Origin of the sequence: Limobrevibacterium gyesilva (genome assembly GCF_025989185.1) — a bacterium.
Lineage (GTDB): Bacteria > Pseudomonadota > Alphaproteobacteria > Acetobacterales > Acetobacteraceae > Limobrevibacterium > Limobrevibacterium gyesilva.
In genome coordinates, this window is sequence record NZ_JAPDNT010000009.1 from 129,918 (window position 1) to 144,299 (window position 14,382).

A 14,382-nucleotide genomic window follows, 5' to 3' on the forward strand; every position below is an offset into this window, starting at 1 on the left:
AGAGGCCCCACCATGCTCGACCCCCGCCGCAGCCGCCTGGTCCCCGATGTCGATTTCGAGAAGGACGGCAAGCAGACCGGATTCATCCGGCTGTTCCACTCCGTCCATTCGTCCGCCTATGGCTTCATTCCCATTCCCGTCGTGGTGATCCGCAACGGCGCCGGCCCCACCGCGCTGTTCGTTTCCGGCAATCATGGCGACGAGTACGAAGGCCAGATCGCCCTGTGCAATCTCGCTCGCACGCTGGACCCCGCGCAGATCACCGGCCGCGTCATCCTGCTGCCGATGGCCAACTTCCCCGCGGGCATGGCCGGCCGCCGGACCTCGCCCATCGACGACGGCAACCTCAACCGCAGCTTCCCCGGCGATCCCGACGGCACCGTCACCCAGCAGATCGCCTATTTCATCGAGAGCACGCTGCTGCCGATGGCCGACCTGGTCTGCGATCTGCATTCCGGCGGCTCATCGCTGATGTACGTCCCCTGTGCGCTGATGAAGCGCCCGGCCAACCCCAAGCGGTTCGACAAGATGAAGGCCATGCTTGAAGCCTTCGCCTCGCCGCTGGCCTACATCACCGTCGGCGGCAGCGGCACCGGTGAGGACCACACCCTCTCCGGCGGCGCCGAGCGCCTCGGCATCCCGGCCCTGGGCACCGAGCTGGGCGGCAGCGGCACGCTCACGCCGGCCGGCCTCAAGATCGCCGAGCGCGGCCTGCGCAACCTGCTGGTCCATGCCGGCATCCTGCCGCCATCCGAACGCATCGCGGGCGAAGCGCCCACCCGCTTCGTCAACGTCTCCGGCCCGGACCATTTCGTCTACGCGTCGGAAACCGGTGTGTTCGAGCCGCTTGTGGAACTGGGCGACACGGTCCAGGCCGGCCAACCCGCCGCCCGCATCTTCACGCCGGAAACCCCCTGGGCGCCGCCGGCCGTCGTTTCGTTCCAGCACGCGGGCCTGGTGATGTGCAAACGCGTCCCCGGCCGCACCGTGCGCGGCGACTGCCTCTTCCACCTCGGCAGCGACTGATGCAAGCGGCCCTTGATGATCGTTTCAGCATCAAGGGCCGTCATTTCGGCAAAATGGCAGGCGGGCACGCGCTGGAAAAGGCGCGCCTCCACCCCTAATGTAGCTCAGTCCCGGCGGCTCCGCCGATCCGGGTCGTCAACCGAGCCGAAGGGGAGTGTCCATGGCTGCGCTCAAGGGAAGCAAGACCGAAGAGAACCTGAAATACGCCTTCGCCGGCGAATCCCAGGCCAATCGCAGGTATCTGTATTTCGCCCAGAAGGCCGACGTCGAAGGCTTCAACGATGTTGCGGCCGTGTTCCGGTCCACGGCGGAAGGCGAGACAGGCCATGCGCACGGCCATCTGGAATTCCTCGAAGCCGTCGGCGACCCCGCCACCGGCCTGCCGATCGGCAAGACCGGCGACAACCTGAAAGCCGCCATCGCCGGTGAGACGCACGAATACACCGACATGTATCCGGGCATGGCCCGTTCGGCCCGCGAGGAAGGCTTCGACGAGATCGCCGACTGGTTCGAAACGCTAGCGAAAGCAGAACGTTCGCATGCCGGGCGCTTCCAGCGTGCCTTCGACGATCTGAAATAACGCGGCCGGGAAGGGGGGCTCTGCCCCCTTTCCATTTTTCGAGCAGCGCAGGGACGAACATGAGAGAAGGCAGCCTCGAGGCGCCCACACGCCATCCCTTGGCCTGGCAGGACCCCGATTTTTATGACGAAGCGAAGCTCGACGCCGAGCTGCGCCGGGTCTTCGACATCTGCCATGGCTGCCGGCGCTGCTTCAATCTCTGCGATTCCTTCCCGCGCCTGTTCGACCTCATCGACGCCTCGAAATCCGGCGAGCTCGACACTGTCGAAAGCAAGGACTTCGCACCGGTCGTCGACGCCTGCACGCTCTGCGACATGTGCTACATGACGAAATGTCCCTACGTGCCGCCACACGCCTTCAACGTCGACTTTCCGCATCTCATGCTGCGTTATCGCGCGGTGGAAGCGAAACAGGGAGCCTTGCCGCGCGCCGACCGCGAACTCGCGCAGACCGACCGCAACGGCAAGCTTGCATCCCTGGCCGCGCCGATCGCCAACTGGGCGACCGACCGCGCCAACACCCGCACCCGCAAGCTGCTCGACAAGTTCGCGGGCCTGCATCCCGAAGCCGAATTGCCGGACTACACGACCAGGAGTTTCACCGCCCGCGCGAAAGCCGGGCCTCCATCCGTGAACGAGGATGCCCCCGCCTACGGCCGCAAGGCCGTGCTCTATGCCACCTGCTACGTGAACTACAACGATCCGGACCTGGGCGTGGCCACCCAGGCCGTGCTGGCGCGCAACGGCGTGCAGACCGAGGTCGTCTACCCCGCCTGTTGCGGCATGCCGTTGCTGGAACAGGGCCGTATCGACAAGGTGGCGGACAACGCCCGCATCGTCGCCGGTGAGCTGCGCGGCTGGATCGACAAGGGCTACGACGTCATCGCCCTGGTGCCGTCCTGCGCGCTGATGTTGAAATCCGAATGGCCGCTGATTCTGCCCGATGATGCCGATGTGAAACGCCTGTCCGCCGCCACCTACGACATCAGCGAATACGTCGTCGACATCGCCCGCAAGGAAGGCCTCGCCCCGGGCCTGCAGCCTGTCGGCGGCGGCATGGCCGTGCATATGGCCTGCCACGCGCGGGCGCAGAACATGGGCCAGAAAGCCGCGGAAATGCTGCGCCTGCTGCCCGAAGCCGACGTGCAGGTGATCGAGCGCTGTTCCGGTCATGGCGGCGCCTGGGGCTTCAAGACCGCGAATTTCCCCACCGCCCTCAAGGTCGGCCGCCCCGTCGCCCGCCAGGCCCGCGACAGCGGCAAATCCTTCGTCACCTCCGAATGCCCGCTGGCCGGCGTGCACATCATGCAAGGGATCGACAAGCTCGGCGGCGACGCCGCGAAGCCCGAGCGCGTGACCCACCCGATCCAGCTCCTCGCCCGCGCCTACGGCATCGGCGCCTGATCATGGAAACCCGCATGGCGAACAAGCACCTGATCGACACATCGGACATCCTGCCGATCGACGAATACGCCCGCACGCGGGCCGAATGGCGGCGCACCATGACCGCCATCAAGCGCCGCCGCCGCATCGAAGTGGGCCCGCACGTCACCTTCTATTTCGAGAGCTGGCGCACCATGTGGCACCAGATCCACGAAATGCTGTTCATCGAACGCGGCGGCGCAGGCCAGGTCCCCGACGAGCTCGCCGCCTACAACCCGCTGGTGCCGCAAGGCCGCGACCTGTCAGCGACCTTCATGATCGAGATCGACGACCCCGATCGCCGCAAGCGCATCCTCGGCCGCCTCGGCGGCGTCGAGGAGACGGCCTTCCTGCGCTTCGGCGCCCACGACGTGAAAGGGGACCCCGAGCAGGACCAGGACCGCACCACCGCCGAAGGCAAGGCGTCGTCCGTGCAGTTCGTGCATTTCCACTTCACCCCGGAACAGATCGCCGCCTTCCGCACGCCGGGCACCCCGGTCATCCTCGGCCTGTCGCATCCGCAATACGGCCACATGGCCGCCATGCCCGAGGACGTCCGCGCGGAACTCGCCACCGATTTCGACTGACCGATGACGGTCTTCCGCCTCGGCCTCGTTGGCGCCGGCCGGATGGGGCGCACCCATCTGCGCGCCCTCGCGTCCAGCGACGCCGTGCGTGTCGTCGCGGTGGCGGAACCTTCAGCCGAAACCCGTGCGGCGCTCGATGCCCCGGGACTCGTCGTGCATCCGCACGTCGACGCCATGCTCCGCGCCGGCGGCCTCGACGGCGCGCTGGTCGCGGTGCCGAGCACGCTGCATCTGTCCGCCGTCGCCCGCCTTGCCGAGGCCGGCCTGCCCATCCTGTGCGAAAAACCTTGCGGCCTCACTGCGGCCCAGGCCCAGCACGCCGCCGATCTCGCCGCCGCGCGCGCCATTCCCCTGCAGGTCGCCTATTGGCGCCGCTTCGTTCCTTCCCTGCAACGCCTGCGCGCCCGGATCATGGCCGGCGAACTCGGCGCCCTCTACCACGTCGCCTGCCACCAGTGGGACGCGAGTCCCCCGCCGCCCGCATTCCGCACCGGCAGCGGCGGCATCTTCATCGACATGGGCGTGCATGAATTCGACCAGATCCGCTGGCTGACCGGCCAGGAGATCACCCGCCTGCATGCATCCGCCGCCACCGTTTCGGCCGATCCGCCGGTCCCGGGCGACGCCGAGAGCGCCCAGGCGCTGTGCGACCTGTCCGGCGGCAGCACGGCCCTGGTGTCGCTCGGCCGCCGCTTCCCGGCCGGCGACATCTGCCGCGTCGAAGTCTTCGGCACGCAGGACGCCGCCGAATGCCGCTTCCTGTGGCCCCCCGACGCCGACGCCGTCTTCCATGACGCCCTGCGCCGTCAGGCCGAAGGTTTCGCCGCCTGGGTCGGCGGCGGTCCCGCCCAGGGCGCCAGCGCCGCGGACGCGGTTGCGGCGCTGGCTGCCGCCGAGCGGGCCTGGATCACTCCAGCCGCAACCCCTGCGGCCGGATGATCCCGTCGGGCACCGTCACGAACCCCTGCAGCGCCGCGCTATGCGCGAACAGCCAGGTCGGGTGGTACAGGTAAAGGATCGCCCGGTCCTGCGCGTAGATCTCCACCGCCTGATGATACAGCGCCTGCCGCTGCGCCGGGTCGGTCACGGCGCGGCCACGCTCCAGCACCTCCTGCAGCTTCGGATTGCAGTACTTGCCCCAGTTCTGGAACCCGTCGCAGGCGATGAAGATCGAGATGTTGAAATCGGGATCGGACCGCCCGCTCCAGGTATTCAGGTGCGCCTGGTAGTCGCCGCGGTTCATCGCCTCGATATTCGCGTTCACTTCGCCCGCCGACACCTTGATGTCGAACCCGGCCTCGGCCGCCATGGCCTGGATCACCTCCACCACCTGCACGTCGCGCGGGGTGTTCGCCACCTTGAACTCGAAGCTGGGATGCTCGACTCCTGCCTCCTTCAGCAACGCCTTCGCGCGCGCCAGGTCACGCGGCGGCACCGGAACCTTCGGGTTGAAATACCGGCTGTCCGGCAGCTCCGTCTGGTTGTCGGGCACGAACAGCCCGTCCATCACCACCTTGTTGATCACATCGCGGTCGATCGCCGCTTCCAGCGCGGCACGAATGCGCGGGTCGCGCCCGATCGGCGTATCCGCGCGCGGCCCATGGCCGACATTGAAGTTGATCGCCGCGTAACCCAGCCCCGTCACCGCCGCCAGCCGCAGCTTCGCATCCGCCTTCACCTTCCCGGCATCGGACGGCGCCAGCTCCTCCAGCATATCCAGCTGCCCGGCCTGCAGGTTCACCAGCCGCACCGTCGTATCGGCGATCGGCCGGAACACCACTCGGTCGAGATGGATTGCCCCCGCATTCCAGTAGCCCGGAAACCGGTCGAGCACGATCCGGTCCTGCGCCACCCGCTCGGTGAACCTGAACGGCCCCGAGCACACCGGCGCGGTGAAGAAATCCTTGCCCAGCCGCGCCACCGCCTTCGGTGACACCATCATGCCCGCGCGGTCCGACAACACCGCGATCAGCGGCGCAAAGGGCTGCGACAGCACCAGCCGCACCGTCTGCGCATCCACCACCTCGATCGCCGAGACCGCCTTCAGCTCCGCCTTGCGCACGCTCTCCGGCGCGCTGCGATAGCGTTCCAGGTTGTCGCGCACGGCCTCTGCCGTCATCGGCTCGCCGTCATGGAACGTCACGCCCTGGCGCAACGTCATGGTCAACGCCCGCCCGTCCGCCGACCAGGACCATGCCGTCGCCAGTTGCGGCGCGAAGTCCAGCTTCGCCGTCAGGTCCACCAGCTTGTCGCACAGGCTCGCGAACACGATGCGCCCCGCGAACGTTCCCCCGAGCGCGGGGTCCAGCCGGTCCGGGTCATCCTGCAGCCCGATGCGCAGCGTGCCCGCGGCCTGCGCCGCGCCCGCCGCCGTCAACACGCTCAGCCCAAGCATGGCCGCCTTCAGCAATCTCATGACGTTTCTTCCTCCGCTCTTGATTTTGCACGCCAGGCTGATGTCAGGATGACGAAGCCCTCGCGATCCCGCTGCATGAAACGGTCGCGCGAGCCGAAGATGCCGCCTCCATCCGCATGTGCGCGGCCGTCGATCATGCTATGGTAACGACGCGGCTTCCACCCGCAAAGCCGCTCCGTAACGCCGCTGCCGCCGTCGAGTCCTTCCTGGATGGTCATATCGGGGGATCGCATGCGCAAGATCGGGCTCTCACTCGTGCTGCTCGCCGTCGCCACCCTGCCGGTCCATGCCGCGGACGGCGTCCGCCCCGTTGTCATCGAGCTGTTCACCTCGCAAGGCTGCTCGTCCTGCCCGCCGGCCGATCAATTGCTGACCGAGCTCGCCCGCACCCGCCCGGACGTGCTGCCGCTCGCCTTCCACGTCACCTACTGGAACAACCTGGGCTGGCGCGACCCGTATTCGCTCGACGCCGCCACCACCCGCCAGCGCGGCTACACCGGCGTCTCCGGGCTCGGCACCATCTACACCCCGCAGGCCATCGTCGACGGCACGCGCGACATCGTGGGCTCCGACCGCGACGGCGTCATCGCCGCCCTCGACAAGGCGGCCGCCACCGCCACCGCCCTGCCGCTCGGCGTCACCCGCGACGGCGACGAGATCGCCATCACCGTCGGCAGCGGCGCCGGCGCCGGCAAGGTTCTGCTGATCGGCTACGATGGCCAGCACGTCACCAAGGTCGGGCGCGGCGAGAACGCCGGCGCCACGTTGCTGGAATCCAACATCGTCCGCGCGCTTGAACCGGTGGCCGACTGGCAGGGCGCCGAGCTTGGCCTGCGCCACGCCGCCCCCGCGGGCGAGCACGCCGCCGTCATCGTCCAGGCGCCGGACGGCCGCATCCTCGCCGCCGCCCGCGTCCCGGACGCCCCCGCAAAGCGCCAGAGCTGAGTCCCGGAGCAACCGCATGACCGGCCGCCTCACGGGCATCCGCGCCTGCGTCTTCGACGCCTACGGCACCTTGTTCGACTTCGCCTCCGCCGCGGCGCGCTGCCGCGACACGCTCGGCGACAAGGCCGGGCCGTTGACGGCGCTGTGGCGCGACAAGCAGCTGCAATATTCCTGGCTGCGCAGCCTGCAGGACCGCTACGTCCCGTTCGACCAGATCACCGCCGACGCGCTCGACTACGCCATGCATGCCCTGGGCATCGACGACCCCGCGCTGCGGACCCGGCTGCTGGACCTCTATCTGACGCTGTCGCCATTCCCCGAAGTGCCTGGCGTATTGCGACGCCTCGTCGCGGCCGGCTACCGCACCGCCATCCTGTCCAACGGCTCGCCGGCGATGCTGGCGCCGCTGGTCGCCCAGCCGGGCATCGATGGCAACCTGCACGCCGTGCTCTCCGTCGACGAGGTGCGCGTCTTCAAGACCCATCCCCGCGTCTACCAGCTCGCCGTCGACAGCCTCGGCGTCAGCGCTGGCGAAATCTGCTTCTTCTCCGCGAACGCCTGGGATGCCTGGGCCGCCTCCGCCTTCGGCTTGCGCGTCGTCTGGTGCAACCGCGACGCCCATCCGCCCGAGAACCTGCCGGGCCGGCCGGACGCCGAACTGCGCACGCTCGACCAGGCGCTGCCGCTCCTGGTCTGATACCAACGGCCCTTGACGATGACCCTTCCATCGTCAAGGGCCGTTGGTATCGCGCGCCGATCCGCTTGCGGCACGCAAGCGCGTGCCTGTCGCGGGCTTGGTGGGCGGCGGCGCGCAAAATAACGACTCGTACCAGCGGTCATTCTTCATGGCCGCTGGTATGAGCCGGCAGGCGCCACACGCCGACCCCGGAGCATATGAAGGCGAAGGCCCGCGCCGCCGGCCTGTCGCTACTCCAGCAGGCGCGCCTGCAACGCCGCGCGCCGCCCGGCATCCACGCCGATGCGCTGCTCCAGATACGCCTCCAGCGTGCCGTGCGACTCCCTGATCGCGCCGAACGCCGCGTCCAGCAATTCCGGATGCACGCGCAGCAGCACGTCCGCCACGGCCGGCGGCAGCGCCGCCGCCAGCTCGGCGTCGCCGCGCCACAGGCGATTGGTCGCCAGATAATCCTCGCGCACCGCATCCGCCTCCACGCCCAGCGCGGTCAGCAGCAGCGCCGCCCCGAACCCGGTGCGGTCCTTTCCGGCCGAGCAATGGAACAACAGCGGCGGCGCGTCCTCGGCCAGCAGCAGGGCGAACATCGCCTGGTAGCGATGCGCCCATTCCAGCGCATAGGCCGTGTAGGCGCGCCGCATCAGCATCATCACGTCCGCGCCGGTGGCGGTGCGCCGCGCCGCGATGTCGCGCAACGACGCCCCCAGCGAAGGCTCGATCGACAGCGCATGCGTGGTCACGCCAGGCAGGCGTGACGGCGCCTTCTGCCGCTCCTTCTCCCCGCGCAGGTCGCACACCGTGCCCAGCCCTGTGGCCGCCAGCACCGCGGCATCGGCTTGCGTCAGTCCGGACAGCGCCGCCGCCCGGAACACGCGCCCGAACCGCACCCGCCGCCCGCCGGCGGCCGGCCATCCCCCGAGGTCGCGCACATTGGACGCCCCCTGCAGCGGCAGCGCGCGCGGCAGGTCCGCGTCGAGCATCGGGCGCTCCCCGCCTGATCGCGGAGGAACCGGCCCATCGTTATTTCCTGCCATCACCGCTCTGGCTGATTGCCCGTGTTGTACGACCCGCCGCTGACTTTCGCTGAAACGATCTGTCCCGCTCGTCCCGCGTCGTTCGGGCCGATTGCCTGCTCCGCAAACACCAGATCGTCCGCCGCTCCGGTCACCGCGCCAACGGCGCTGATACTCACGATCGAGGCGATGGAGTCGCCGGCCAATGGCAGGGTGAAACCGAAATTGCGGTAGATCTGCGCCGTGACACCTTGCGGCGTCCACAGTTCAAAAACCCATTTCGTTGCCATGGACGCCTCTCTGTGCAGGTGGACAGTGCGTGCGATCTCGGGGAGCCGCGCGGTGCGGACGATGGTGGGCAGTTCGGTCGTGCGCTCGATGGGGCCGAACGTGATCGTGTATTCCGGGGCGGAGCGGACGAAGCCGGCACCGGTAGGGGCGACGATTTGCGGGCCCGTCCGACTTGCAGTCATCCTACGCGTCGGGCCATTCTGCTGCAGCACTTATCTCGAAGGCCGCACATGCCAAACCAGCAGCCGCCCGTCGAATATCGCTCGCAGTGGCGCCAAGACCGCTTCATTCATGAGAATTTGATGCCCCATCGCGGCGGAACGTTCTTCGAGGCCGGCGCACACGACGCCTACACCATCTCAAACACCTGGTTCTTCGAGAAAGCCTTGGATTGGCGCGGCGTGCTGGTCGAGATGCAGCCGCAGTTGTTCGCCAAGATCGTGGAACGCCGGCCAAATTCGCAATGCTTCCGGTGCGCGCTTGGTACCCAACCGATAGATCTGATGTATCTCGAAGCCGGGGACCGGTCGAGCTTGATGCGCTATATGCCGCACGGCGATATCGAATACCTTGAGCGGCATTACGCCAGCAAGCCAGACAAGCCGACATTTCGCGTCGGTTGGGTGGCGGTGCGTCCGGTCAGCGACGTGCTGACTGAGGCGGGCGTGACGCATATCGATTATTTCAGCCTTGATGTCGAAGGTGCGGAGATGGATGTGCTCCGATCCATCGATTTCTCCAAGGTCACGATCGATTTGTTCACCATCGAGGACAACGCCGGCAAGTGGACAGAGCCCAGAGCGCTGCTGGAGCCGCGGGGATATGAGCTGATCGGCGCGCTGGGTGTGGATGCACTGTTCGCGCATCGGCGGCTGATGGACCGCATCGCTGCCGAGCGCGGAACCGCGCATGTAGCGGCTGTGCGTTCAGGATTGCGTCGGATCGCCTGATCCCACACCGAGCGCCGAACGGCGACCAGGGAGATTCCTGACGGCCGTCCGCGTTGTTGTTGGTCATTGCTCGAAGAAGACCGCAACGGGAGGGGCACCCGCGCCGCCTGTGCCGCCCGGTCCGGCGGACGCGGCCCCTCCTGATCCACCCCCCGTGCCCGTCGTACCGCAGCAGACAGGACAACCCGGGCCCAGGCAACCGGCCCGGGCTGCCGCTTATGCCGTCACCTCCAGCACCATCCATCCCTGGTGGGTGCGCCCGTATTCGTCGGTCGCGCGCACGGCGATCCGATGCGCCCCCGAGGGCAAGCCGGCGGGCAGGGGGGCCTGCCAGACATGGCTCGACAATCCCGGCTTGGCCCAGGGCTTCATGGTCCCGGCGTTGCGGGCATACATGGCCTCGACGAACGGATCCGTCCGCTCGGTCCGGCGCATCGGCACATACGCCCCGCCTTGCCCCACGGCCATTTCCACCTGCGTGCGCGGCCCGCCATCGAACACATTCACCACCACCCGCGTCGAGGCCACCGCCTCCCGCGCGATCGGGCTGCCCAGCAGCGCGCCCGGCTGGGAGTCGCGCATCACCTCGCGCGCGCCGCCGTGGAACTGGCTGTCCAGCACGATGCGCATCTGGCCGCGCTGTGGCTCGTGCGCCGGCACCAGCGTGGTGGCGCAGCGCGTGCCATCGACCGACAGGATATGAAACCCGTTCGGGCTGCCATCGATTTCCAGAGCCGCGGGAATGCCCCGCGCGTCGGCCGGTCCGCTCCACCAGCTTCCGCTCACCGCCGCCAGCACGTGATGGTGATGTGTGCCGCCGGCGAAACCGTCGCTGGCGCCGAAATACCAGTGCTCGTTGGTGTGCGTGTGGCCGCTGAAGCTCACGCTGTGCGGATGCGTCGAGATCGCTTCCAGGAATGCCTGGGCATCGACGGCGGCAAAGATCGGATCGGTGCCCGACAGCGTGCGCAACGGAATGTGGAAGGTGAACACCACCAGGCTGTCGGTGGGCACCTGCGCCAGCACGTTGCGCACGAAGGCCAGCTGCCGCGGGCCGAACAAGCCGCGATACGCGCCGGATTTGCCGGGCTTGGCCGCATCGGCGCCGAGATACTCCACATTGTCCAGCACGAACACGGTGGCCCCGCCGTACTGGAAGGCATGGTAGCGCGTCCCGAACACGCGCTTGAACGTCTCACGCGAATGCCGGTTGTCCGGTGCCTCCAGGTTCATGTCGTGATTGCCCGGGCAGTTGTACCAGGGCAGCCCGATGGTGCCGACGATGCGGTTATGGCGCTCGTACAACGACAGGTCGTCGAACATCAGGTCGCCGACGGTGATGCCGAAGGCCGGCGTCACGCCTGAGGCGGGAAGGGCGCCCAGCTGTGCCACCACGTCGTCGCGAACGTAGCCCAGCTCCACCAGGCTCTCCGGCTGCGGATCGGCGAACAGGACGGCGTCGAACCGCGTCGCCTCGTCCTGGCGGCGCAGCGGGAAGTCGATGCTCTCCGGCAGCGGCCCTGTCGGCGCCAGGCCGGGAAAGCGCAGATCCAGCGCCGCCGGCGTGCCGACCGGGGCGTGCACATAAGCGAAGCGCGGCAGGCCGGCCGCATCCACGGGCGTCATCCAGCCCGAGGGCTTGATCACGAACAGCGAATCGCCGTCGGCCACCGGCAAGGCCCAGCGTCCGTCGGCATCGGTCTTCACCACGTCGCGGCCGTTGGACACCATCACCCCCGGTACCCCCCGGCTCGCGGCGTTGCGGCGCCGGCTGCCATCGGCGTCCTCGAACACCATCCCTTGCGCCGGCCGCACCGCGCGCCCCTGTGCCTGCGCCGCACCGGCGGCCAGCACCACGCCGGATGCGGCCGCGCCGGCCATGACGTCGCGGCGGGTGATGCCGTGGGAGTGGAGGATGTCGTTGGCCATGCGCGCCTCCCGCACTGTCGAGGAGAGTCTAGCCGGAATTTCGGACGATGCGGTTGCGCCCGACCGGGCGCATGGGGACGGCTTGCAAGAATTGCGATGGAGCCATGCGAGACTCAGATGCTGCCCCGCCAGCGCAGGCTTGACTCCACGGGAAATTCCACGTTACGCGTAGTTATTCGAATAACTCTAAGTAACAAGAAATGCCCGCCGCGCCCCGCCGCTACCGACAGGTCGCCCGCGCCGCCGCTACCGCGGACATCCGCCACCGCAGCATAGACGTGTTCTTCGCCCTCCTGCGCGACCGCATGCTGGACGAGATCACCCTCGACGAGGTCGCCGTCGGCGCCGGCACCACCCGCCAGACCGTGATCCGCCATTTCGGCGGCAAGGACGGCCTGCTGCGGGCCCTGGCCGAACGCCTCACCGACGAGATCAACGCCCGCCGGGCCGTGCCTGCGGGTGCGCAGATCGACCGCCGCATGGCCGCCCTGGTCGCCGATTACGACCTGGTAGGCGACATCGTGGTGCGCATGCAGGCGCAGGAGCCCGGCTCCGGCATCCTGAAGGAGATGCTGGACAGCGGCCGTGCCAGTCACCGCGCCTGGGTCGCCGATACCTTCGCCGACGGCCTCGCCGGCTGGCCGGAAGCGGACCGGGCCCGCCTCTGCGACCAGCTCTACGCCGCCACCGACGTCCAGGTCTGGAAGCTGCTGCGCCGCGACTTCGGACATTCCGCCGCCGCAACCGCCGCCTTGATGACCGACATGGCCCGCAAGCTGCTGGCCTGCCCGCCACGACCCGAAGCGAACACCCCGAAGACAGGAGGAGATACATGACCGCCGCCTGCCCTCCGCGCGACATCCTCTTCGCAACCTGGGAGGGGGGCGGCAACGTGCCTCCCATCCTTTCCGCCATCCGCCAGATGGTCGCCCGCGGCCACCGCGTGCGCCTGATCGCCGACTCCGTCATCGGCCCCGAGGCCATGGAGACTGGCGCCGCCTTCACCCCCTGGCGCCGCGCCCCCAACCGCACCGACCGCAGCAGCGCCTCCGACACGCTGCGCGACTGGGAGGCCGGATCGGGCCTCGAAGGCTTCGAACGGCTGCGCGACACCATCATGTGCGGCCCCGCCCTGGCGCAGGCGCAGGACGTGCTGGACGAACTCGCCCGCCGCCCTGCCGACCTCATCGTCGGCAACGAGCTGCTGTTCGGCGTCATGACCGCCGCCGAGGCGTCCGGCACGCCGCTGGTGCTGCTATGCCCCAATATCAGCGTGTACCCGCTGCCCGGCATGCCGCCGATGGGCCTCGGCCTGCTTCCGGCCCGCACCCCGGCCGAGCAGGAGGAACACGCCCGCATCCAGGCCGGCTTCGCGGATATGCTGAACGGCGGCCTGCCGTCGGTGAACGCCGCCCGCATGGCCCTCGGCCTCGGCCCGCTGCACTTCGTCGGCGACCAGGCCGCAATCGCGCGGCGCGTGCTGCTGGCGACCAGCCCGGATTTCGACTTCCAGGCCGCCTGGCTGCCCCCGCCCGTGCGCTATGTCGGCCCTTTGCTGGGCCAGCCTGCCTGGGCCGGGGACTGGGAGTCGCCATGGCCGGATCTGCACCCCGATCCGCTCGTCCTGGTCGCCTTCAGCACCACGTTCCAGAACCAGGGTGCCACCATCGAAGCCATCGCCACGGCCCTCGGCGACCTGCCGGTGCGCGGCCTCGTCACCACCGGCCCCGGTCTCGGCGACGCGCCGCTGCCCACCCCGCCCAATGTCGTCATCGTCCCCGCGGCCCCGCATGACGAGGTGATGCGTCGCGCCCGTGTCGTCGTCACCCATGGCGGCCATGGCACGGTGATCCGCGCGCTGTCGCATGGCGTGCCGCTGCTCGTCCTGCCGATGGGCCGCGATCAGCACGACAACGCCGCCCGCGTCGTCAGCCACGGCGCCGGGCTGGAACTGCCCCGCGACGCTGCCCCGGAGCAGATCCGCGCGGCGCTGCTCCGTCTGCTGCACGAACCGTCCTTCCACGCCGCCGCTTCCCGCCTGTCGGGCGCCATCGCCGCCCCTGGGCGCACCGCGAGCCTTGTCGAGGAAATCGAGGAAGCCGCCGCGCCCGCCGTCCGGCCTGGCCCGCTCGCCCACGCCTGCTGATGCCGGGCGGCCGCTTCGTCGCCCGCGCCTTCCGTGGCAGGATCACGGCCGATGCTGTTCGTCACCGATTTCGCGGACCAGGCCGTGGTCCTGCCTCTCGCTGTCGCCATCGCCCTGTCGCTTTGGCTGGCAGGCTGGGGGCGCGGCGCGCTGGCGTGGTGCGCCGCGATCGCCGCAACCTTCGCGGCGGTCGGCGCGCTCAAGCTCGCGGTCTTTGCGTTCGGCGCGCCGCCGGTGCTGCCGGACCTGCGCAGCCCCAGCGGCCACACCGCCGCGGCCGCCCTGGTCTATGGCGGCCTGGCCGCGCTCCTGGCCGCGCAAGCCCGCTGGCGGGCCCGAACGCTCGCGATCGCCGCCCTGTGCGCGGCCACCATCGGCGCCACC

At 69.1% G+C, this 14,382-nt stretch carries 15 protein-coding genes and 1 pseudogene; 11 read left to right on the plus strand and 5 right to left on the minus strand.

Features of this window, described 5'->3' with window-relative positions:
* Nucleotides 1-12: 12 nt before the first annotated feature.
* The 5 genes from OL599_RS13405 to OL599_RS13425 all read left to right on the plus strand — a co-directional run bounded on the left by OL599_RS13405 (nt 13) and on the right by OL599_RS13425 (nt 4,553).
* Nucleotides 13-1,026 carry a succinylglutamate desuccinylase/aspartoacylase family protein gene (locus OL599_RS13405; RefSeq protein ID WP_264714288.1) on the plus strand — a complete coding sequence of 338 codons (1,014 nt, stop codon included), beginning with the start codon at nt 13-15 and terminating at the stop codon, nt 1,024-1,026.
* A gap of 160 nt (nt 1,027-1,186) precedes the next feature.
* The gene (locus OL599_RS13410; RefSeq protein ID WP_264714289.1) at nt 1,187-1,606 is read left to right on the plus strand and encodes a rubrerythrin family protein; all 420 of its coding nucleotides are present in this window, start codon (nt 1,187-1,189) and stop codon (nt 1,604-1,606) included.
* Nucleotides 1,607-1,665: 59 nt separating this feature from the next.
* Nucleotides 1,666-3,009, plus strand: a complete 1,344-nt coding sequence (locus OL599_RS13415) for a heterodisulfide reductase-related iron-sulfur binding cluster (RefSeq protein ID WP_264714290.1) — start codon at nt 1,666-1,668, stop codon at nt 3,007-3,009.
* A 14-nt stretch (nt 3,010-3,023) separates the two neighbouring features.
* On the plus strand, nt 3,024-3,614 hold the full coding sequence (locus tag OL599_RS13420) for a DUF3501 family protein (RefSeq protein WP_264714291.1): 591 nt from the start codon (nt 3,024-3,026) through the stop codon (nt 3,612-3,614).
* A 3-nt stretch (nt 3,615-3,617) separates the two neighbouring features.
* Nucleotides 3,618-4,553 (plus strand): Gfo/Idh/MocA family protein, encoded by a 936-nt coding sequence (locus OL599_RS13425; protein ID WP_264714292.1) that lies wholly within the window; start codon nt 3,618-3,620, stop codon nt 4,551-4,553.
* Here the strand turns inward: OL599_RS13425 and OL599_RS13430 are convergent.
* Entirely contained in the window at nt 4,522-6,030 is a 1,509-nt protein-coding gene (locus OL599_RS13430; RefSeq protein WP_264714294.1) for an ABC transporter substrate-binding protein, read from the minus strand. The genes OL599_RS13425 and OL599_RS13430 overlap by 32 nt on opposite strands.
* The gene (locus OL599_RS13435) at nt 6,027-6,248 is read right to left on the minus strand and encodes a hypothetical protein (protein ID WP_264714295.1); all 222 of its coding nucleotides are present in this window, start codon (nt 6,246-6,248) and stop codon (nt 6,027-6,029) included. Before OL599_RS13435 ends, OL599_RS13430 begins: the two co-directional genes overlap by 4 nt.
* A gap of 13 nt (nt 6,249-6,261) precedes the next feature.
* Here OL599_RS13435 and OL599_RS13440 point away from each other — a divergent pair, with 13 nt between their 5' ends.
* Nucleotides 6,262-6,975 (plus strand): DUF1223 domain-containing protein, encoded by a 714-nt coding sequence (locus OL599_RS13440; protein WP_264714296.1) that lies wholly within the window; start codon nt 6,262-6,264, stop codon nt 6,973-6,975.
* Nucleotides 6,976-6,991: 16 nt separating this feature from the next.
* Nucleotides 6,992-7,672 (plus strand): haloacid dehalogenase type II, encoded by a 681-nt coding sequence (locus OL599_RS13445; protein WP_264714297.1) that lies wholly within the window; start codon nt 6,992-6,994, stop codon nt 7,670-7,672.
* Nucleotides 7,673-7,902: 230 nt separating this feature from the next.
* Here the strand turns inward: OL599_RS13445 and OL599_RS13450 are convergent, their stop codons facing one another.
* Nucleotides 7,903-8,649, minus strand: coding sequence for a tyrosine-protein phosphatase (locus tag OL599_RS13450; protein WP_264714298.1), 747 nt, complete (start codon nt 8,647-8,649; stop codon nt 7,903-7,905).
* Between the two features lie 53 nt (nt 8,650-8,702).
* The gene (locus OL599_RS13455) at nt 8,703-9,185 is read right to left on the minus strand and encodes a hypothetical protein (protein WP_264714299.1); all 483 of its coding nucleotides are present in this window, start codon (nt 9,183-9,185) and stop codon (nt 8,703-8,705) included.
* Nucleotides 9,186-9,203: 18 nt separating this feature from the next.
* Here OL599_RS13455 and OL599_RS13460 point away from each other — a divergent pair, with 18 nt between their 5' ends.
* On the plus strand, nt 9,204-9,923 hold the full coding sequence (locus tag OL599_RS13460) for an FkbM family methyltransferase (RefSeq protein WP_264714300.1): 720 nt from the start codon (nt 9,204-9,206) through the stop codon (nt 9,921-9,923).
* Nucleotides 9,924-10,139: 216 nt separating this feature from the next.
* On the opposite strand, the gene OL599_RS13465 is transcribed toward OL599_RS13460, so the two are convergent.
* Nucleotides 10,140-11,852, minus strand: a complete 1,713-nt coding sequence (locus OL599_RS13465) for a calcineurin-like phosphoesterase C-terminal domain-containing protein (RefSeq protein ID WP_264714301.1) — start codon at nt 11,850-11,852, stop codon at nt 10,140-10,142.
* A gap of 200 nt (nt 11,853-12,052) precedes the next feature.
* Between OL599_RS13465 and OL599_RS13470 the strand changes: the two genes are divergently transcribed.
* From OL599_RS13470 to OL599_RS13480, 3 genes and pseudogenes are all read left to right on the plus strand, one after another.
* On the plus strand, nt 12,053-12,688 hold the full coding sequence (locus OL599_RS13470) for a TetR/AcrR family transcriptional regulator (RefSeq protein WP_264714302.1): 636 nt from the start codon (nt 12,053-12,055) through the stop codon (nt 12,686-12,688).
* The gene (locus OL599_RS13475) at nt 12,685-13,998 is read left to right on the plus strand and encodes a glycosyltransferase (RefSeq protein WP_264714303.1); all 1,314 of its coding nucleotides are present in this window, start codon (nt 12,685-12,687) and stop codon (nt 13,996-13,998) included. Before OL599_RS13470 ends, OL599_RS13475 begins: the two co-directional genes overlap by 4 nt.
* Before the next feature lie 51 nt (nt 13,999-14,049).
* Nucleotides 14,050-14,382 (plus strand): annotated as a pseudogene (locus OL599_RS13480) (hypothetical protein); the annotation flags it as partial.